Origin of the sequence: Herbaspirillum sp. CAH-3 (assembly GCF_009668275.1) — a bacterium.
GTDB classification, from domain to species: domain Bacteria; phylum Pseudomonadota; class Gammaproteobacteria; order Burkholderiales; family Burkholderiaceae_D; genus Herbaspirillum; species Herbaspirillum aquaticum.
Map to the genome: position 1 here is coordinate 60,813 of NZ_VSWE01000017.1, position 19,134 is coordinate 79,946.

A 19,134-nucleotide genomic window follows, 5' to 3' on the forward strand; every position below is an offset into this window, starting at 1 on the left:
GTTTTAGGAGATTCGCATGGCAAGGACGGCCGCAGAGGTTTTGAAGATGGTGAAGGACAACGAAGTCAAGTTTGTCGACTTCCGTTTCGCTGACACCCGTGGCAAGGAACAGCACGTTTCCGTGCCTGTTTCGCATTTCGACATCGACAAGTTCGAATCCGGTCACGCCTTCGACGGTTCGTCGATCGCCGGCTGGAAGGGTATCGAAGCCTCCGACATGCTGCTGATCCCGGACCCGAACACCGCCAACATCGACCCGTTCATGGAAGAGACCACCCTCTTCATGCAATGTGACGTGATCGAGCCGTCCGACGGCAAGGGCTACGACCGCGATCCGCGCTCCATCGCCAAGCGCGCTGAAGCCTACCTGAAGTCCTCCGGCCTGGGCGACACCGCCTACTTCGGTCCGGAACCCGAATTCTTCATCTTCGACGGCGTCCGTTGGGGTGCCGACATGTCCGGTTCCTTCGTCAAGATCGACTCCGAAGAAGCTTCCTGGAGCACCGGCGCCAAGATCGAAGGCGGCAACTCCGGCCACCGTCCGACCGTCAAGGGCGGCTACTTCCCGGTTCCCCCGGTCGACAGCTTCCAGGACATGCGTTCGGAAATGTCCCTGATCCTGGAATCCCTGGGCATCCCCGTCGAAGTGCACCACCACGAAGTCGCTGGCGCTGGCCAGAACGAACTGGGCACCAAGTTCTCGACCCTGGTCGAGCGCGCTGACTGGACCCAGACCCTGAAGTACGTGATCTGGAACGTCGCCCACACCTATGGCAAGACCGCGACCTTCATGCCCAAGCCCCTGGTTGGCGACAACGGCTCCGGCATGCACGTGCACCAGTCCGTGTGGAAGGACGGCAAGAACCTGTTCGCTGGCGACGGCTATGCCGGCCTGTCCGAGTTCGCGCTGTACTACATCGGCGGCATCATCAAGCACGCCAAGGCATTGAACGCCATCACCAACCCCGGCACCAACTCGTACAAGCGTCTGGTCCCCGGCTTCGAAGCCCCGGTCAAGCTGGCCTACTCGGCCCGCAACCGTTCCGCCTCGATCCGTATCCCGCACGTGGCCAACCCGAAGGGCCGCCGCATCGAGACCCGTTTCCCGGATCCCCTGGCCAACCCGTACCTGTGCTTCTCGGCCCTGCTGATGGCCGGTCTGGATGGCGTGCAGAACAAGATCCACCCGGGCGAAGCGGCTACCAAGGACCTGTACCACCTGCCGCCGGAAGAAGACAAGCTGATCCCGACCGTCTGTGCTTCGCTGGATGAAGCCCTGGAGCACCTGGACAAGGACCGCGAGTTCCTGACCCGTGGCGGCGTGTTCACCGACAGCATGATCGATGCCTACATCGAGCTGAAGATGCAGGAAGTCCAACGCTTCCGCATGACCACGCACCCGATCGAATTCGACATGTACTACTCGCTGTAATCGAATCCGTATCCGGAGAAAAAGGGGAAGCTTGCTTCCCCTTTTTTTATGCGCGGCGCGATCGATCTCAGCGCGCAGTGCGCCCGAAAATTGCTAGTCAGGATGGATCAACGACTGCGCAAGACGAGCAAGAAGACATGACCCCAGGCATCACGAATCCTCCCATGAAGACACCGCTTCCATCCCTCGATGGCCTCGACCTGCTGGCTTCGGCCGTCATCATCCTCGATGCCAATGGCGGCATCGTCTACGCCAATGCCGCCGCCGAGAACCTGCTGGAGAGTTCCTTCAAGGTGCTCTCGCAGCAGAAGCTCTCGGAGCTCTTCCTCAATGGCAAGGAGCTGACCGCGCTGTTTTACCAGGCCATCGAGCACCAGTTCGCCGACAAGCGCCTGGACCTGGTACTGGAACGCGCCAACCGCGAGCCGCTGCAGGTCCACACCATCGTCACGCCCCTGGACAGCACCGACTGGCCGGTGCTGCTGGAGCTGCGCGAGAACGTCCAGCAACTCAAGCTGGACCGTGAAGAGCGCATGTTCGACCAGAGCCAGGCCAACAAGGAACTGATCCGCAACCTGGCCCACGAGATCAAGAATCCGCTGGGCGGCATTCGCGGCGCAGCGCAGCTGCTGGAGCTGGAGCTGCCCGAGCGGCACTTGAAGGAATTGCGCGAATACACCCAGGTCATCATCAAGGAGGCCGATCGCCTGCAGACCCTGGTGGATCGCCTGCTGGCCCCGCACCGCCATCCGCATATCGTCGGCGACGTCAACATCCACGAAGTCTGCGAACGCGTGCGCAGCCTGGTGATGGCCGAATTCCCGCAGGGGCTCACCATCAAGCGCGACTATGACTTGTCGATCCCCGAATTCCGTGGCGACAAGGAACAGCTGATCCAGGCCGTGTTGAACATCGTGCACAACGCTGCACAAGCACTGGCCGACCGCATCCGCGCCGGAGATGGCGAGCTGATCCTGCGCACGCGCGTCTCGCGCCAGGTGACGCTATCCAAGGTCAGATACCGGCTGGCACTAGACTTGCATATCATCGATAACGGTCCGGGCATTCCTCCCGACATCCAGGAAAGAATCTTCTATCCGCTGGTGTCGGGGCGCGAGGGAGGCAGCGGACTGGGGCTGACCCTGGCGCAAACCTTCGTGCATCAGCACATGGGTGTCATCGAATGCGACAGCCGGCCCGGTTGTACCGATTTCAGAATACTTATACCGCTGCCGTGAGCATGGCCGCAGGCGGCGCGCCAAAGCCGAGTGGATGCCGGGCATCCGGTCCACCAAGGGGGCTGCGGACAGGGCGCCAGAAGCGCCGTGGATCGCGGGAGCATTAACAGCATGACCAACGCAGGAAGAAGTTATTTATGAAGCCAATCTGGATTGTTGACGACGACGAATCGATACGCTGGGTGCTCGAAAAAGCCCTGGCCCGAGAAAATCTCGCCACGCAGAGTTTTTCCAGCGCACGCGATGCGATGGCAGCCCTGCAGAACGGCACGCCGCAAGTGCTGGTGTCCGACATCCGCATGCCAGGCGCCTCCGGCCTGGAACTGCTGCAGACCATCAAGGCCAAGCACCCCGGCATCCCGGTGATCATCATCACCGCTTTCTCGGACCTGGATTCGGCGGTCTCTGCCTTCCAGGGCGGCGCCTTCGAATACCTGGCCAAGCCCTTCGACGTCGACAAGGCGGTCGAACTGATTCGCCGCGCGCTCGACGAGAGCCTGCGCGAAACCGACATCGAACAGGGCGCTGCCCAGACCCCCGAAATCCTCGGGCAGGCCCCTGCGATGCAGGACGTGTTCCGCGCCATCGGCCGCCTGTCGCAATCCAATGTCACGGTGCTCATCACCGGTGAATCCGGTTCCGGCAAGGAGCTGGTGGCGCGTGCCCTGCACAAGCACAGCCCGCGCGCCAGCCAGCCTTTCGTGGCGCTCAATACCGCAGCCATCCCCAAGGACTTGCTGGAATCCGAACTGTTCGGCCATGAACGCGGCGCTTTCACCGGCGCGCAAGCCATGCGCCGTGGCCGTTTCGAGCAGGCCGAAGGCGGCACGCTGTTCCTCGATGAAATCGGCGACATGCCGCTGGACCTGCAGACGCGCCTGTTGCGGGTGCTCTCCGACGGTCACTTCTATCGCGTGGGCGGCCATCAATCGCTGAAGGCCAACGTTCGCGTCATTGCGGCCACCCACCAGAACCTGGAGCAGCGTGTACGTGAAGGTTTGTTCCGCGAGGACTTGTACCATCGCCTGAACGTGATCCGCCTGCGCCTGCCCAGCCTGCGCGAACGCAGCGAAGACATTCCCATCCTGGCCCGCTACTTCCTGGCACAGAGCGCGCGCCAGCTGGGCGTGGAAGCCAAGCGCCTGTCGCCGCAGGCCATGCAGTTCCTGTCGCAGCTGGAGTTCCCCGGCAACGTGCGCCAGCTGGAAAACCTGTGCAACTGGATCACCGTGATGGCCCCGGGCCAGACGGTCGAGATCAAGGACCTGCCGCAGGACCTGGTGGAAGAACGCGTGCATGCACCGCAACCGGCGCAGACCGTCTCCGCGCCCGCCTCGGCGGCTGCCGTGGCCGCCCCGGTGGCGTATGCCGATCCGGCGGCTGCTGCCGCACCCGCCGAAGCGGCGGCCGGCAACTGGATCTCGCTGCTGGAAGTGGAGGCCGCGCAGATGCTGGCCTCCGAACAGCCCGAGGTGATGGACATCCTCGGTCGCCAGTTCGAAGCGGCGCTCATCAAGATCGCCCTGAAACACACCCACGGCCGCAAGAACGATGCTGCCGTGCGCCTGGGCATCGGTCGCAACACCATCACCCGCAAGATCCAGGAACTGGGCATCGGCGGCGCGGAAGACGACTGACGCGCAGCGACACCATCAAGCAGGGGAGGCCTGCCCGCGAGCCGCCGCGTGGGCAGGATCAGCAAGGGGAAGAGGCGGCGGCCACAAAAAAGGAAATGGCCTGGATCGCGAGATCCAGGCCATTTTTATTGCTGCTGCCGATAAACGATTTATAAAATTTAAATCATTTGGCTGATTCAGCAAGAGGGCGCGTTCACATGGCAAGGCGCGGCATGGGCGGCTGGCCATTCGTGCCCAGGGCGGGCATGAGCGGTGCGGCATGCAGGAGCTGCGCATCGATGTGGAACACCGATGCCGCCGCCGTCAATTGTTCGGCCTGCTGCATCATGGCCTGGGCGGCAGCGGCGGCCTGTTCCACCAACGCGGCGTTCTGCTGCGTGACCTGGTCCATCTGCAGGATGGCTGCGTTGATCTGCGTGATGCCGGCGCTTTGCTCTTCCGAGGCATGCGCGATGTCGCTGATGATGCGGGTGGTATCGACCGAGGCGCGCATGACTTCGGCGATGGTGCCACCGGCCGTTTCCACCAGTGTCGTGCCGCTCCGGATGCGGTTGACCGAACCTTCGATGAGTCCCTTGATTTCCTTGGCGGCACCGGCGCTGCGCTGGGCCAGCGCGCGCACTTCGGTGGCCACCACGGCGAAACCGCGACCGTTCTCGCCGGCGCGTGCCGCTTCCACGGCGGCATTGAGGGCCAGGATATTGGTCTGGAAAGCGATGCCTTCGATGACGGTGATGATGTCCGACATCTGGTGCGAGCTGACGGCGATCTCGCGCATGGTGCTGACCACTTGCGCGATTTCCGTTTCACCACGGCGGGCCACATCGGCACCGGCACTGGCGACGTGGCTGGCCTTGCGGGCGTGGTCGGTATTCTGCTGCACGGTGCTGGTCAGCTGTTCCATGCTGGAGGCAGTTTCCTCCAGCGAGGCGGCCTGTTCTTCGGTGCGCTGCGAGAGATCGGTATTGCCCTGGGCGATTTCGCGTGCGGCCACGTGGATGGCGCCGCTGGCCTGCTGGATCTGGCCGACCAGGCCGGCCAGCTGTTCGCGCATGGTCATGAGCGAATGCATCAGGCTGGCGCGGTCATCCTTGCGCAGTTGCAGTTGCGCGGTCAGGTTGCCGGCGGCGATCTGGGCCGACAGCCACATCGCTTCAGCTGGCTCGCCACCCAGCTGGCGCGTGAGGCGGCGGCTGATCAGCAGCGCGATCAGCAGGCCGATCAGCGCCGACGCCAGGGTCAGGCCGATGATCAGCATGCGGCTGCTGGCATAGGCGTCGCGGGCGTTGGTGGCGGCTTCGGCGACGCCCTTTTCGTTGACGGTGATGAGACGCTGGATCTGCACTTCCATCGCCGCGCGCAGCGGGAAGAGTTGATCTTTCATGATGTCCACCGCCTGCTCCTGCCGGCCTTGCTCCAGCGCGGCCAGCATCTGCTGGCTCACGGCCAGGTACTTCGGCAGCAGGGCTTGCAGTTCATCGTAGGCGGCTTGCTCCTCGGACGTATGGATGAGCGGACGATACTGATCGGCGGCACTGGTGTAGCGCCCCAGCGAGGCAGTCAGGCGCGTGCGGGCGTCCTGCATGCGTTGCGCATCATTGGCCGTGAGCGCGCGATATTGGGCCAGGTTGAAGGCGCGGATCTCGGCCTGCATGGTCTTGGCCGTGGCCACGCTGGGCATCAGGTTGGTCTGCACTTCGCTGAGCTGTGCTTCGACGGTATTGAGTCCGTACCAGGCCGCTGCACCAAGCACGGCCATGAAGAGGATCAAAACGGAAAAACCCAACATAAGCTGGGTGGCAACTTTGGTCTGTCTGAAATTCACGACATCCCTCTGGGGGCTGGCCTGCCGCCATGGACGGCAGACAAAGGGTGGATGATGTTTCCGGCGCAGGCGCAAGGCCTGCAAGGGAGAGCGGCAAGGCCGTCAGGATGAGCTCCGGGGGAAGCGCCTTGAACTGTAATGGCAGTCTTGCCCAAATTCAAGATGAATTTGACGGGATGAGGCCAAACAGAAACACTATTCAAATTATGCATGTCAAAACATAAATATACATTGGCAACAAGTTGACCGAAGTGCACAGCATATCGATCAAAGCTGACAAATTGCCTCGTGCGCAGGCAATGAGGATTTCATCAAGAAAAATGGCCAGGATCGCGGGATCCTGGCCATCGGGCGGGTGTGCCACGGACGGAGCGGGAGTCGCTGTCGCAGCGACACTCGATCCGTTCAACAGCAGTAAATGATTTATATCATTTTGATTTGTGGCACCGGGCTGTTTCCGGTCAGCGCAGGCGCAGCACGAAACGCGCCGCCAGCGTGGCGATCAGGCTCAATACCGCGCCGAAGATGACGAAGTAGCTCACCGACAGCTTGTTGCCGGTGAAGTCGATCAGCCAGGTGATGATCAGGCCGGCGAAGCCGCCGAAGATGGTCACGGCGATGTTATAGGCCAGCGACATGCCGGTGCCGCGCGTGGCCACCGGGAAGATGTCGGCCAGCAGGGCTGGCATGGAGGCGAAATACATGGTCATGAGCACGCCGATGACGGTCTGCAGCAACAGCAGTTGCAGGAAGCCCGGCGAGTTGGTCAGGAACACGAACATCGGATAGGTCAGCACGATGTAGAGCGCGCTGCTGGTGATCATGAAGGGCGTGCGGCCGATCTTGTCGGACAGGGCGCCCACCAGCGGCGAGCCGATGAACATGATCAGGCCGGCCACCGACATGGCGGCAAACGAGGACCAGGCCGGCAGGCCCAGCTGCTTGACCGCATAGGTCGGGATGTACAGCGACAGGTACACCGAGACGGTGGCCATGATGACGCTGCCGGCACCGATCAAGAGGCGCATCTTCTGGTGTGCGAAGGTATCGCGCAGCGGCGCATCGGTCTTTTCGCTCGATTCCTTGAACTCGGGCGCTTCATCCAGGTGGCGGCGGATATAGATGCCGGCCGGTGCGATCAGCAAACCGAAGATGAAGGGCACGCGCCAGCCCCAGGAGGCCAGTTGCTCGGGGGTGAGCATGTTGTTGAGCACGGCGCCGAAGATGGCCGCCAGCAGCAGGCTGATGCCCTGGCTGGCCACCTGCCAGCTGGAGAAGAAACCACGGCGATGCGGGGCGTGTTCCACCAGGAAGGCGGTGGAGCTGCCGAATTCGCCACCGGCGGAGAAGCCCTGGATCATCTTGCCCAGCGCGATGCCGGCCGGTGCCAGCAGGCCGATGCTGGCGTAGCTGGGCATGAAGGCGATCATGGCCGTGCCGATGGTCATGAGCATGATGGACAGCATCAGCGCCGCCTTGCGGCCTGCACGGTCGGAGTAGGCGCCCAGCACCACCGCGCCCAGCGGACGCATGAAGAAGGACACGCCGAAGGTGGCGAAGGTCAGCAGCAGCGAGACGCTGTCGTCGCCCGTAGGGAAGAACTGTTTGGCGATGACGACGGCAAAGGCGCCATAGATGAGGATGTCGAACCATTCGAGCGCATTGCCGATGGAGGACGAGATGATCGCACGCCGCGCCTGCGGATGCGTGGTGCCGGCGCCAGGCGCCGTGGTGTTGCTGGTCATGGAGACTCCCTGATGGATACGTGGATGGAGGAGCAGCACGCCGTTCTGACCCTGGCGGGGCAGGAGGCTGCCTGGCTGTGTATGGTTGGTTGTGGGCTCCCTGTGACGGCCGGGGCCGTTACAGCGGGCGAGGATAGGCGGCGCGATGCGGCACTGTCAAGGCGCAGTGCGGGGGATTATCAGGAGGCAGGACGCACAGCTGGTTTTGCGAAATCATTTTCTCGTTTCCCGTGCATGCAGACTCACGCCTGGGCTTTCGGCTGCGCTTCGGCTTCCTTGAGCTTGCGCCAGAGGGTGGTGCGGCTGATCCCGAGATGGCGCGCCGCAGCGGCGCGGTTGCCTCGGAAGCGACGCAGTGCGGCTTCAATGGCGTCAGCGTCGGGGGCGATGTCGGGAGAGGTCAGCGCATGCGGTGCCACCATTTCTGCCGCGCTCGACAGCAGCGGCTGCGCCATTCCAGCCATCCCCGCCAGCTCCGGTGCCACCCGCTGGATCAGCGCGGGGGTGAGCGCCTGCAATGGTTCTGCGGCCAGGAACAGGGCCAGCCTCTCCATCAGGTTGCGCAGCTCGCGCACGTTGCCCGGCCAGTCATAGGCGCCCAGCAGCGGCGCGCAGCGCAGGAGCTCCGCGCCCAGGTTGGCATGCGGACGTGCATCCAGTGCGGCCAGCGCATGCTTGAGATGCCATTCGGCCAGCGCGGCAATATCCTCGCGGCGCGCCCGCAAGGGCGGCAACTGCAAACGCAGTACGCTGAGCCGGTAATACAGGTCCGCGCGAAAACGGCCATCACGCACCCGCGCTTCCAGGTCGCAGTGCGTGGCGCTGATGATGCGCACCTGGACCGCAATGGGCCGCGTGCCGCCCACGCGCACGACCTCGCGCTCTTCCAGCACGCGCAGCAGGCGTGTCTGCAGCGGCAGCGGCATCTCGCCGATTTCATCGAGCAGCAGCGTGCCGCGATGCGCCGCTTCAAAGACACCGGCGCGTCCGCCACGGCGTGAGCCGGTGAATGCGCCTTCCTCATAACCGAACAGTTCGGATTCGAGCAGCGATTCAGCCAGCGCGCCGCAATTGATGGCCACGAAGGGGTGGGCGGCCTGGGTCTTGCCCTGCATGCGCGGATGGGCGCGATGGATGGCTTGCGCCGCCAGTTCCTTGCCGGTGCCGGTCTCGCCCTGGATCAGCACGTTGGCCGGCGAGCGCGCAAAGAGGGTGATGGACTGGCGCACCGTTTCCATCACTTCCGAATCGCCGCGCAAGTCCTTCAGGTGATGCCGTGCGCGCAGGCTGTCGGCCACGGGCAGGCTGGGGCCGCGCGTGCTTTCCAGCTGCGTCAGGCGCGCCAGTTCCAGCGCATCTTCAAAGGCCTGGCGCACCGTGGCCGAGGAGTAGAGGAAGATGCCCTGCATTCCCGCTTCCTCGGCCAGGTCGGTGATGAGGCCCGCCCCGACCACCGCCTGCACGCCGCCGGCTTTCAGTTCCTGCACCACGGCACGCGCATCTTCCTCGGTGGCGTAGGTGCGCTGGGCAATGTCCAGCCCGAACATCTGCTGGAACTCGGCCAGGGCCGGCATCGCCTCCTGGTAGGTGACCAGCCCGATGCGCGCGCTGATCTGGCGGGCGCGGGCCAGCGCCTGCATCACGTCGAAGCCGCTGGCGCGCGCCACCACCACCGGCACCGGCAGGCGGCTCTTGAGGTAAGCGCCGTTGGAGCCGGCCGAGATCACCACATCGCAGCGCTCGCTGGCCAGGCGCTCGCGAATGGCGCGCACGGCCTCGTCGAAGCCGAGATGAATGGGCTCGATATCGGCCACGCCGTCGAACTCCAGCGTGATGTCGCGGAAGAGTTCCGAGAGCCGCGACACGGACACGGTCCAGATCACGGGTTTGTCGGCCAGGCGGTCAGCGGGGGCAGGGCGTTTCATGACAGGTGTTTGCGGCGTTTCAGTGAAACGTTAATGTAACACTGATGAAACGCCTCCGGTTGCGGTACATCAAGGGGGAGGAGGTGCAGCACCTCTGTCAAGGGCATCGGAAGGGCAGCCTGCAAGCCTTGTCCCACGGCGGTTCCATGCGAGATGAAGGTTTCTTCAGGCCTTGCGCCAGGCAATGCTGCACTGCGATGGCACGGCCGTTGCAATGATGAACGCATGTGTCGCAGGGCGGGTGCTGTGTTTCCCCGCCCGGCCGCAGCCAGACCATCCGACTTTCCAGTATTTCAACCTCATCGAGAAGGTGTCCACCATGGCTCTCCACTCCGCAGGCGCAGCGTTCCGCCAGGCCGTCCAGGAAGAATCCCCCTTGCAAGTCATCGGCGCCATCAACGCCAATCACGCCCTGCTGGCCAAGCGGGCCGGCTTCCGTGCGATCTACCTGTCCGGCGGCGGCGTGGCCGCGGGTTCGCTGGGCCTGCCCGACCTGGGCATCTCCAACCTGGATGACGTGCTCACTGACGTGCGCCGCATCACCGACGTCTGCGACCTGCCGCTGCTGGTGGACGTCGATACCGGCTTCGGTGCCTCGGCCTTCAACGTGGCGCGCACGGTCAAGTCCATGATCAAGTTCGGCGCGGCCGCCATGCACATCGAAGACCAGGTCGGCGCCAAGCGCTGCGGTCATCGTCCCAACAAGGAAATCGTCAGCAAGCAGGAAATGGTGGACCGCATCAAGGCCGCCGTCGATGCCCGCACCGATGAGAACTTCGTGATCATGGCGCGCACCGATGCGCTGGCCGTCGAAGGACTGGACGCCGCCATCGAACGCGCCGTCGCCTGCGTGGAGGCCGGTGCCGACATGATCTTCCCGGAAGCCATCACCGACCTGGCCATGTACAAGCAGTTCGCCAATGCGGTGAAGGTGCCGATCCTGGCCAACATTACCGAATTCGGCTCGACCCCGCTGTTTACTGTGGACGAACTGAAGGGCGCCGATGTGGGCCTGGTGCTCTATCCGCTCTCGGCCTTCCGCGCCATGAACAAGGCGGCCGAAAACGTCTACCAGGCGATCCGCCGTGACGGCACCCAGAAGAACGTGGTCGACACCATGCAGACCCGCATGGAACTCTATGACCGCATCGATTACCACAGCTACGAGCAGCGTCTGGATGCGTTGTTTGCACAGCAGAAGAACAAGTAAGACGACATCAACGCAAAACTGAATACCCGCTTCCGATAATTAGCTTTGACCTAATACAGACTACGAGGAGAACACGATGAGCGATCAGCAAACCCCCGGTTTCAAGCCCAAGAAATCCGTTGCCCTCTCCGGCGTCACCGCCGGCAACACCGCCTTGTGTACCGTCGGCAAGACCGGCAATGACCTGCACTATCGCGGCTACGACATCCTGGATGTGGCCGACAGCTGCGAGTTCGAGGAAATCGCCCACCTGCTGGTGCATGGCAAGCTGCCCACCGCCGCCGAACTGCGCGCCTACAAGGCCAAGCTCAAGGCCCTGCGCGGCCTGCCGGCCAACGTCAAGGCGGCGCTGGAATGGCTGCCTGCAGCCTCGCATCCGATGGACGTGATGCGCACCGGTGTCTCCGCGCTGGGTTGCGTCTTGCCCGAGAAGGATGACCACAACACCCCCGGCGCGCGTGACATCGCCGACCGCCTGATGGCGTCGCTCGGTTCCATGCTGCTGTACTGGTACCACTACAGCCACAACGGCAACCGCATCGAGGTCGAGACCGATGATGATTCCATCGGCGCGCATTTCCTGCACCTGCTGCACGGTGAGAAGCCTTCCGAGGCCTGGGAGAAGGCCATGCATACCTCGCTGATCCTGTACGCGGAACACGAATTCAACGCCTCCACCTTCACCGGCCGCGTCATTGCCGGTACCGGATCGGACATGTATTCGGCCATCACCGGCGCCATCGGCGCACTGCGCGGCCCCAAGCACGGCGGTGCCAATGAAGTGGCCTTCGAGATCCAGAAGCGCTACGACAACCCCGACGAAGCAGAAGCCGATATCCGCCGCCGCGTCGAGAACAAGGAAGTGGTGATCGGTTTCGGCCACCCGGTCTACACCATCTCCGACCCGCGCAACAAGGTCATCAAGGAAGTGGCGCGCAAGCTCTCCAAGGAAGCCGGCTCCACCAAGATGTTCGACATCGCCGAACGCCTGGAAACGGTCATGTGGGACATCAAGAAGATGTTCCCCAACCTGGACTGGTTCTCGGCCGTGTCCTACCACATGATGGGCGTGCCGACGGCGATGTTCACGCCGCTGTTCGTCATCGCCCGTACCTCGGGCTGGGCTGCGCACATCATCGAACAGCGCATCGACAACAAGATCATCCGCCCCTCGGCCAACTACGTGGGCCCGGAAGACCTGAAGTTCGTGCCGATCGGCAAGCGCAAGTAAGAGCAAGCGCCCGCGCAGTTGCGTCATGAGCCGATGGCGCGATGGCGCGGGCATGAGGGGCAAGAGAGGGAGAGGGCGCAGCAAGAAGAAGGAAGCGGCGGCTGGCGCGTGTCGGCCGCCCCATTCCCCGGGGACAATGGCAGTGCGCAGGCAGATTTGTAACAAGCGTTACATGTGGTCGAGTCAGGTGCAATAACTTGCTAAGATGCGGTCGGATCTTTTCCGCCCCCGCGTCCACCCCTGACTCTCCATGGATCATCCGATGATTGCTGCCATCGTTTCCCGCCGTCTTTCCGCATTGCCCCTGACTTCCTTCGCACTGGCCGGTGCCTTGACCGTTGCACTGTCCGCTTGTTCATCCACGCCCGTACCGGTCACCGAGACCAAGCCGGTGCTGCCGCAGCTGCTGCAATCGCCTGCGGCCACACAGCCGAGCTGGGCTACGCAACTCAAGACCGGTGCCTTCAGCTGCGAGATGGGCAACAAGGTCGAAATCCGCATGGATGGCCGCGTGACCGATGGCGTCACGCTGGTGTGGAAGGGCAGCAGTTACATGATGAATCCGGTCAGCACCTCGACCGGTGCAGTGCGTCTGGAGAACAAGGGCGAAGGCCTGGTGTGGATCCAGATCCCGTCGAAGTCCATGCTGCTCAATTCCAAGGTCGGGCAGCAGCTGGCCAACGACTGCCGCACGCGCTGACATTGCAGCGCCGCGCCGTCGTGCAGGCCTGACGCCGGCGCGTTCTTTCCACCTCGCATTCCTTCCTCCCTTGTCATGCCAATGGCGTCTTGCTGCCGGCATCGCTCCCGCTTGATTTGAATCATCCAAGATCGCTTGCGCAAGCGACGGATTCAGCCCCTCGTAAGATTCAGGTGCAAGACTGGTTTCATCGTCGCATGAGGGCCACGCATGGCAAAGACGCTTTTTGCACATGCTCCAGAGCCACGCGACCATCGGCCTGCAAGCCACGCCGTGCAAGGCCGACAGCGGTTTTCAATTCGAAAGACATGAGGAGACGTCATGCAATACGAGGATTTCCATCGCCGTTCCATCGAGCAGCCTGAGGCCTATTGGGCAGAAGAAGCGCAGCGCATCCATTGGGACAAGCCCTTCACCCGCACCCTCGATTATTCCCGCGCGCCCTTCGCACGCTGGTTCATCGGCGGCACCACCAATCTCTGCTTCAATGCTGTGGATCGCCACTTGGGCGAACGCGGCAAACAGGCGGCACTCATTGCCATCTCCACCGAGACCAACAGCGAACGCGTCTACGACTTTGCCGAGCTGCATCGCGAAGTGCAGGCCATGGCGGCCAGCATGCTGTCCCTGGGCGTGCGGCGCGGCGACCGCGTGCTGATCTACATGCCGATGATCGCCGAAGCGGTCTTCGCCATGCTGGCCTGCGCCCGCATCGGCGCGGTGCATTCGGTGGTGTTCGGCGGCTTTGCTTCCAACAGCCTGGCCTCGCGCATCGATGATGCACAGCCCACCCTGATCGTCTCGGCCGATGCCGGTTCGCGTGGCGGCAAGGTGATTCCCTACAAGGGCTTGCTGGACGAAGCCATCAACCTGGCGCAGCACAAGCCGCAGAAGGTCTTGCTGGTCGATCGTGGCCTGGCGGAGATGGCGCGCACGGCACAACGCGACGTCGACTACGCGCCCTTGCGTGAGCAGCACCTGGACCAGCCGGTGCCGGTTGCCTGGCTGGAGTCGAATGAGGCCAGCTACGTGCTCTATACCTCCGGCACCACCGGCAAGCCCAAGGGCGTGCAGCGCGACGTGGGCGGCTATGCAGTGGCGCTGGCCTCATCGATGCAGCACATCTTTTGCGGCAAGCCGGGTGAGACCTACTTCTGCACCTCCGACATCGGCTGGGTGGTGGGCCACTCCTATATCGTCTATGGCCCGCTCATTGCGGGCATGGCGACGGTGCTCTATGAGGGGCTGCCGATCCGGCCCGATGCGGGCATCTGGTGGAGCATCGTCGAGAAATACAAGGTGACGCGCATGTTTTCCGCGCCCACGGCCATCCGCGTGCTCAAGAAGCAGCCGGCCGAATGCATGGAGCGCTACGACACGTCCTCGCTCAAGGCCCTGTATCTGGCCGGCGAGCCGCTCGATGAAACCACGTCGAGCTGGATCTCGGGTGCGCTGAAGGTGCCGGTCATCGACAACTACTGGCAGACCGAATCGGGCTGGCCCATCATCTCGATCGCCAAGGGCATCAGCGACAAGCCCACGCGCCTGGGCAGCCCTGGCGTGCCGATGCCGGGCTACCGCCTGGCCATTCTCGATGAGGCCACCGGCGCGCCTTGCGCGGCGGGCGAGAAGGGTGTGGTTGCCATCGAAGGGCCACTGCCGCCGGGCTGCATGCAGACCGTCTATGGCGACGATGAGCGCTTCGTCAACACCTACTGGCGCAGCCTGCCGCGCGAGGTGTACTCGACCTTCGACTGGGGCATCAAGGACCAGGATGGTTACTACTTCATCCTGGGCCGCACCGACGACGTCATCAACGTAGCGGGCCACCGCCTGGGCACGCGCGAAATCGAGGAGAGCATCTCCAGCCATCCCAACGTCTCCGAGGTGGCCGTGGTCGGTGTGGAAGACAAGCTCAAGGGACAAGTCGCGATTGCCTTCGCCATTGCCAAGCAGGCTGATGCGATTGCCACGCCTGAGGGTCGGCGCGCGCTGGAAGCCGAAATCATGGGCGTGGTGGACAAGCAGATCGGTGCAGTGGGCCGGCCGGCGCGGGTGTTCTTCGTCAGCGGCTTGCCCAAGACGCGCTCGGGCAAGCTCTTGCGCCGTGCCATCCAGTCCATCTGTGAAGGACGCGATCCGGGCGACCTGCCCACCATCGAGGATCCGGCGGCGCTGGAGCAGGTGCGCGCGGTCATCAAGGGCTGACTCGCGCTGCTCTCGCCGAGGTACGGCGCCCCTGCAGCGGAGCAGGGGCGCCGTACCCGTCGTAATTTGGTTACACTGAGGGCTTCTGATTTTCCTCGACTCCGTCCTGCCCATGTCGCCCTCCATCCGCCCGGCCACCGCTGCCGATGCTCCCGCCCTCTGCGGCATCTACAACCACTACGTGCAGACCACCGCCATCAGCTTCGAGACCGAAGCGGTCAGTGCCGAGACCATGGCCGCACGCATCGCCGACGTGCAGGCCGATTTCCCCTGGCTGGTCTTTGAAGAGCAGGGCGAGGTGCTGGGCTATGCCTATGCCAGCAAGTGGAAGCCGCGCGCGGCTTACCGGCACTCGGTGGAAAGCTCGGTCTACCTGCGCCACGATGCCGGTGGACGCGGCATCGGCAAACAGCTCTATCGTGAATTGATTGCGCAGTTGAAGCCCCTGGGTGTGCACCTGGTCATCGGCGGCATTGCCCAGCCCAATCCGGCCAGCGTGGCGCTGCACGAGAGCGTGGGCTTCGTGCACTGTGGCGTGTTTACGGAAGTGGGTTACAAGATGGGGCGCTGGATCGACGTGGGATACTGGCAACTCAAACTGCAAGAGGCCCAATGATGAGATCGACCCGAGCCGCCAGCGCCATCGAGCGCCTGAACGAACGCACCGAATCGCGCGAATATTCCATGCTGCGCACCTCCGATGAACGTTTCATCCTGACCCGGCGCGTGGCCGGGCAGCCGCTGGAGAAGCTCAACGAGGCCATGGAGCTGGATGACTTCGTGCGCTTCGTCAATGCCCAGGGGCCGCAGAAGGCCAAGCGGGTGAGCAAGCTGGATGTGCAGTTCGAGAAGAACATGCGCAACAAGAAAGAGCAAACGCCACCTGAAAGTGGCGTTGAATAGTCTCTGGTACGCAGTTCAATGAAAAACGGCAAATGATATAAATCATTTGCCGTTTTTTTTATGGCTGACGTGGCTTGCGCCTCAGTCCGCCAGGGTGGCGATCACCGGTGCGTGGTCCGAGGGTTGTTCCCATTTGCGCGGGACCTTGTCGATGACGCAGGCTGTGCAGCGGGGTACCAGTTCTTCGGACAGCAGGATATGGTCGATGCGCAGGCCGCGGTTGAGGCGGAAGCCCATCTGGCGGTAATCCCACCAGCTGTACATCTTTTCCGGTTGTTCGAAGAGGCGATAGGAATCGGTCAGGCCGAGGGCCTGCAGCTTGCGGAAAGCCTCGCGTTCCGGTTCCGAGACCAGCACCTGGCCTTGCCAGGCGACCGGGTCGTGGACGTCGCGGTCTTCGGGGGCGATGTTGTAGTCGCCCAGCAGGGCCAGGCGCGGGTTCTTCGCCTTTTCCTGGGCCAGCCATTCGTGCAGGGCGGCCAGCCAGCTGAGCTTGTAGGGATATTTTTCGGATTCCAGCGACTGGCCGTTGGGAATATAGGCACAGACATAGCGCACGCCTTCGATGGTGGCAGCGATGATGCGCTGCTGTTCATCGGGGAAGAGCGGATTGTTCTTGACCACGTCGGTCATCGGATGGCGCGAGAGGATGGCCACGCCGTTGTAGGTCTTCTGGCCCGAGAACTCGACCAGGTAACCGGCGGCTGCGATTTCGGCGGCGGGGAACTTGTCGTCGGTCAGCTTGGTTTCCTGCAGGCAGAGTACGTCGACCGGGTTTTCTTCCAGCCATTTCAGTACTTGCGGCAGGCGGACCTTGAGGGAGTTGACGTTCCAGGTGGCGATTTTCATAGGGTGTGCAGAGTCCTTGTTCGGTGCGGCTTTGCGCGGTGTGGGTGGCTGGAAATTTGGTCTGGCTACCCACCTGACTACCCACTTTTGAGGGCTTGGCCGGGTGCGCAAAGCGTTGCTGAGGCGGCACTATAGCATTAGCGGCTGACCTTGTTCTGCTTGATCATGGCGGCAATGCTGGTGGCGGTAATGCCGGTGGAACGCTCGTCGATCCTTAATGGATGGGAGGGCTTCTTTGGCCGATCCACAGGTCCCGCGGGCGTCACTCGCGATGCTTCGCTGCCTCCAAGTTGAAAATCTTTGCCCTGATGGGCCAGCCAAATAGGCGCTCCCGTCTGGTCGGTGCCGCAGGTTCTCGATCAGTATGACTCGGTATTGCGGTACTCACCCCCAGTGTCTCCCACGTAAAAGATCACACTTGATTTGTGATGCCATTTTTAAAACGCAAAATCTGGATTGTAAATTTGAAGTAGCAAAGCTCATCAATAAAATGTTATATTTTTAGTAATGATTTGGGGGCTATTTCGATTCGGGGGAATCAATGGACATCTCAGTTCGGTCGGCGCGTCGCCGTACTGACTTTATAGAGGGCGTGCTGGGTCTGACAACCTTTTGTTCAGACCGCCTTGACGCATATTCGCTGTATGCAGAGCTGCAGTCATTTGTTGATCAGCTCGAGTCTGTTCCAACCAGTATTTCACTGCAGGGGAACAGCTTATGAACGATTCCGGATGGGAGATGCTTGCCTACGTATGGTCAGCAGCCATTGCCGCCTCACTTCTTTTATCGCTATGGCCAGAGGTCTAGCCGTACAGTTCCACTTGAGTCATTGCTCTTGCATCCTCTAGCCCCGAGGCCATTATTGAAGTGAGTTGCGGGAGTCGTAGCGTAAGGTGGCGAATATGCGCTATAGTGATGGAAGTTGTCATTTAGGCCATATTTCGTCCGATGACCTTACGCTGGGGTGGGGGATTTATGAAAGAAAGAAGCATCCATTTGGATGTTGCGAAGGGGCTATGTCTGCTTTTGATGATTGCAGGGCATACCAAAGGCATCAATCCCACGCTTAACCATCTCATTTACTCCTTCCACATGCCGGCCTTTTTCATCATCGCCGGGATGACTCATTTCTCCAGCACCGCCGCCAAACCGGATCTTGTCTGGAGCAAGTTCAAGCGCTTGATCATTCCAGCATGGGTCTTTGGCGCAATCAACGGCTTGCCTTTCCTTGGCCGAGTGCTGAGGGGAACCGTCGGCCTTCCTGAATTCATTCATCGCGCCGTCGGTACCTTCACCGGTGCTGCGCAAACGAACGACACGTTCAATTGCACGCCCTTGTGGTTTTTATACGCGATTTTCTTTGTTTACCTATTTGAGATCCTTGGCAGGGAGGTGCTGGCGAAGAAATCACGGAGCGCGCTGGTTGGAGTGCTGCTCATCTTCTTGTGTATTACACCCGCGACCTACACCGAATTTCTGCCGATCCAGATCAGATACGCGCTGACTGGCATTCTGTTTTTCCAAATCGGAGTTCTGTTGAAAGAGCTATTTAACGCTCCTGTGAAAGACACTTCCTATCTTTGGTTCGCAATACTTGTACTGGCATGGTTGGTGCCCGCGATGTTTACGCCCACCGTTCAATTGAATAGCGGATATCTCGGAAATGGTCCTGTGGTGCTTCTTTCTACGGTTGTCGCACTGGTGGGGACGTTCCTGATTATTCAGATGGCCCGTATGCTGTCCTGGCTGCCACTTCTACCCCAACTTGCTCAGATCAGCATACCGATAGTCGGGTTGAATTATCTGATTGAGCAGCGCATCAATCTCTACGTCGAGGGACTGGCTCTCTTCGTGATCGAGGTGATGATCCTCATGATCATTGCTGCTCTTACGATGAGAATGGGGACTGTGGGTCGCGTCCTCAACGGCCGTGTGTGATGAACAGAAAATGACTGCGACTTAGGATTTCATGTAACCTCGTTGCAGCCAACCTCGCTCGTCGCCGATGCTATGCACGTATGAAGCGCCCATGTTGGCAAGAATGCGGAGGGGCACCCGTCATCCGCTTGCTTGTTCGACCTCCAAATGGCCATCATGAAAACGGCACGCAAACCACTCGTCTAAGGCGCGCTCGGTTCTCTTTCAAAAGAAAAAAGGGGGAACGCCTTCGCAAGCATTCCCCCCTTCGTCTTGCTGTCGTTATGTGCCCGCATGCGGGGCAGAACGATCAA

14 protein-coding genes are annotated in these 19,134 nt (G+C 61.8%); 10 read left to right on the forward strand and 4 right to left on the reverse strand.

Annotation, left to right across the window (positions count from 1 at the left end; genetic code table 11):
• The first annotated feature begins 16 nt into the window (after positions 1-16).
• The 3 genes from glnA to ntrC all read left to right on the forward strand — a co-directional run bounded on the left by glnA (position 17) and on the right by ntrC (position 4,307).
• Positions 17-1,432 (forward strand): type I glutamate--ammonia ligase, encoded by a 1,416-nt coding sequence (gene glnA, locus FYB76_RS21195; protein WP_034331334.1) that lies wholly within the window; start codon positions 17-19, stop codon positions 1,430-1,432.
• Between the two features lie 164 nt (positions 1,433-1,596).
• Positions 1,597-2,670 (forward strand): nitrogen regulation protein NR(II), encoded by a 1,074-nt coding sequence (gene glnL, locus FYB76_RS21200; RefSeq protein WP_034331333.1) that lies wholly within the window; start codon positions 1,597-1,599, stop codon positions 2,668-2,670.
• 137 nt (positions 2,671-2,807) lie between these two features.
• Positions 2,808-4,307, forward strand: a complete 1,500-nt coding sequence (gene ntrC / locus FYB76_RS21205) for a nitrogen regulation protein NR(I) (protein ID WP_088756990.1) — start codon at positions 2,808-2,810, stop codon at positions 4,305-4,307.
• Positions 4,308-4,500: 193 nt separating this feature from the next.
• On the opposite strand, the gene FYB76_RS21210 is transcribed toward ntrC, so the two are convergent.
• From FYB76_RS21210 to prpR, 3 genes are all read right to left on the reverse strand, one after another.
• Positions 4,501-6,132: a methyl-accepting chemotaxis protein gene (locus FYB76_RS21210; RefSeq protein ID WP_370516390.1), complete on the reverse strand. Its 1,632-nt coding sequence runs from the start codon at positions 6,130-6,132 to the stop codon at positions 4,501-4,503.
• A gap of 461 nt (positions 6,133-6,593) precedes the next feature.
• Positions 6,594-7,877 carry an MFS transporter gene (locus tag FYB76_RS21215; RefSeq protein WP_154134952.1) on the reverse strand — a complete coding sequence of 428 codons (1,284 nt, stop codon included), beginning with the start codon at positions 7,875-7,877 and terminating at the stop codon, positions 6,594-6,596.
• Positions 7,878-8,119: 242 nt separating this feature from the next.
• Positions 8,120-9,802, reverse strand: a complete 1,683-nt coding sequence (prpR, locus tag FYB76_RS21220; RefSeq protein ID WP_154134953.1) for a propionate catabolism operon regulatory protein PrpR — start codon at positions 9,800-9,802, stop codon at positions 8,120-8,122.
• Positions 9,803-10,121: 319 nt separating this feature from the next.
• On the opposite strand from prpR, the gene prpB reads away from it, so the two are divergent.
• The 6 genes from prpB (at position 10,122) to FYB76_RS21250 (ending at position 16,054) form a co-directional block, all read left to right on the forward strand.
• Positions 10,122-11,012, forward strand: coding sequence for a methylisocitrate lyase (prpB, locus tag FYB76_RS21225; protein ID WP_088757053.1), 891 nt, complete (start codon positions 10,122-10,124; stop codon positions 11,010-11,012).
• A gap of 76 nt (positions 11,013-11,088) precedes the next feature.
• Positions 11,089-12,243: a 2-methylcitrate synthase gene (prpC, locus tag FYB76_RS21230; RefSeq protein WP_088756986.1), complete on the forward strand. Its 1,155-nt coding sequence runs from the start codon at positions 11,089-11,091 to the stop codon at positions 12,241-12,243.
• 262 nt (positions 12,244-12,505) lie between these two features.
• The gene (locus FYB76_RS21235; RefSeq protein ID WP_154134991.1) at positions 12,506-12,943 is read left to right on the forward strand and encodes a hypothetical protein; all 438 of its coding nucleotides are present in this window, start codon (positions 12,506-12,508) and stop codon (positions 12,941-12,943) included.
• Between the two features lie 321 nt (positions 12,944-13,264).
• The gene (locus FYB76_RS21240) at positions 13,265-15,151 is read left to right on the forward strand and encodes a propionate--CoA ligase (protein ID WP_154134954.1); all 1,887 of its coding nucleotides are present in this window, start codon (positions 13,265-13,267) and stop codon (positions 15,149-15,151) included.
• 112 nt (positions 15,152-15,263) lie between these two features.
• Positions 15,264-15,767: an arsinothricin resistance N-acetyltransferase ArsN1 family B gene (locus FYB76_RS21245; RefSeq protein ID WP_088756983.1), complete on the forward strand. Its 504-nt coding sequence runs from the start codon at positions 15,264-15,266 to the stop codon at positions 15,765-15,767.
• A complete protein-coding gene (locus tag FYB76_RS21250) occupies positions 15,767-16,054 on the forward strand; it encodes a hypothetical protein (RefSeq protein ID WP_088757052.1) in 288 nt (95 codons plus the stop codon). The genes FYB76_RS21245 and FYB76_RS21250 overlap by 1 nt, the downstream gene beginning before the upstream one ends.
• Positions 16,055-16,135: 81 nt before the next feature.
• Here FYB76_RS21250 and xth read toward each other — a convergent pair whose 3' ends face one another.
• Entirely contained in the window at positions 16,136-16,903 is a 768-nt protein-coding gene (gene xth, locus FYB76_RS21255; protein ID WP_088756982.1) for an exodeoxyribonuclease III, read from the reverse strand.
• Positions 16,904-17,878: 975 nt separating this feature from the next.
• Here xth and FYB76_RS21260 point away from each other — a divergent pair.
• Positions 17,879-18,841 carry an acyltransferase family protein gene (locus FYB76_RS21260; protein WP_154134955.1) on the forward strand — a complete coding sequence of 321 codons (963 nt, stop codon included), beginning with the start codon at positions 17,879-17,881 and terminating at the stop codon, positions 18,839-18,841.
• Positions 18,842-19,134: the final 293 nt, after the last annotated feature.

What these genes read in the sequence shown, in the direction of transcription:
- prpB (WP_088757053.1), top strand. Translation starts at nt 10,122, where the DNA reads ATGGCTCTCCACTCCGCAGGCGCAGCGTTCCGCCAGGCCGTCCAGGAA.
- prpC (WP_088756986.1), top strand. Translation starts at nt 11,089, where the DNA reads ATGAGCGATCAGCAAACCCCCGGTTTCAAGCCCAAGAAATCCGTTGCC.
- FYB76_RS21245 (WP_088756983.1), top strand. Translation starts at nt 15,264, where the DNA reads ATGTCGCCCTCCATCCGCCCGGCCACCGCTGCCGATGCTCCCGCCCTC.
- FYB76_RS21240 (WP_154134954.1), top strand. Translation starts at nt 13,265, where the DNA reads ATGCAATACGAGGATTTCCATCGCCGTTCCATCGAGCAGCCTGAGGCC.
- xth (WP_088756982.1), bottom strand. Translation starts at nt 16,903, where the DNA reads ATGAAAATCGCCACCTGGAACGTCAACTCCCTCAAGGTCCGCCTGCCG.
- ntrC (WP_088756990.1), top strand. Translation starts at nt 2,808, where the DNA reads ATGAAGCCAATCTGGATTGTTGACGACGACGAATCGATACGCTGGGTG.
- prpR (WP_154134953.1), bottom strand. Translation starts at nt 9,802, where the DNA reads ATGAAACGCCCTGCCCCCGCTGACCGCCTGGCCGACAAACCCGTGATC.
- FYB76_RS21250 (WP_088757052.1), top strand. Translation starts at nt 15,767, where the DNA reads ATGAGATCGACCCGAGCCGCCAGCGCCATCGAGCGCCTGAACGAACGC.
- FYB76_RS21215 (WP_154134952.1), bottom strand. Translation starts at nt 7,877, where the DNA reads ATGACCAGCAACACCACGGCGCCTGGCGCCGGCACCACGCATCCGCAG.
- glnL (WP_034331333.1), top strand. Translation starts at nt 1,597, where the DNA reads ATGAAGACACCGCTTCCATCCCTCGATGGCCTCGACCTGCTGGCTTCG.
- FYB76_RS21260 (WP_154134955.1), top strand. Translation starts at nt 17,879, where the DNA reads ATGAAAGAAAGAAGCATCCATTTGGATGTTGCGAAGGGGCTATGTCTG.
- FYB76_RS21235 (WP_154134991.1), top strand. Translation starts at nt 12,506, where the DNA reads ATGATTGCTGCCATCGTTTCCCGCCGTCTTTCCGCATTGCCCCTGACT.
- glnA (WP_034331334.1), top strand. Translation starts at nt 17, where the DNA reads ATGGCAAGGACGGCCGCAGAGGTTTTGAAGATGGTGAAGGACAACGAA.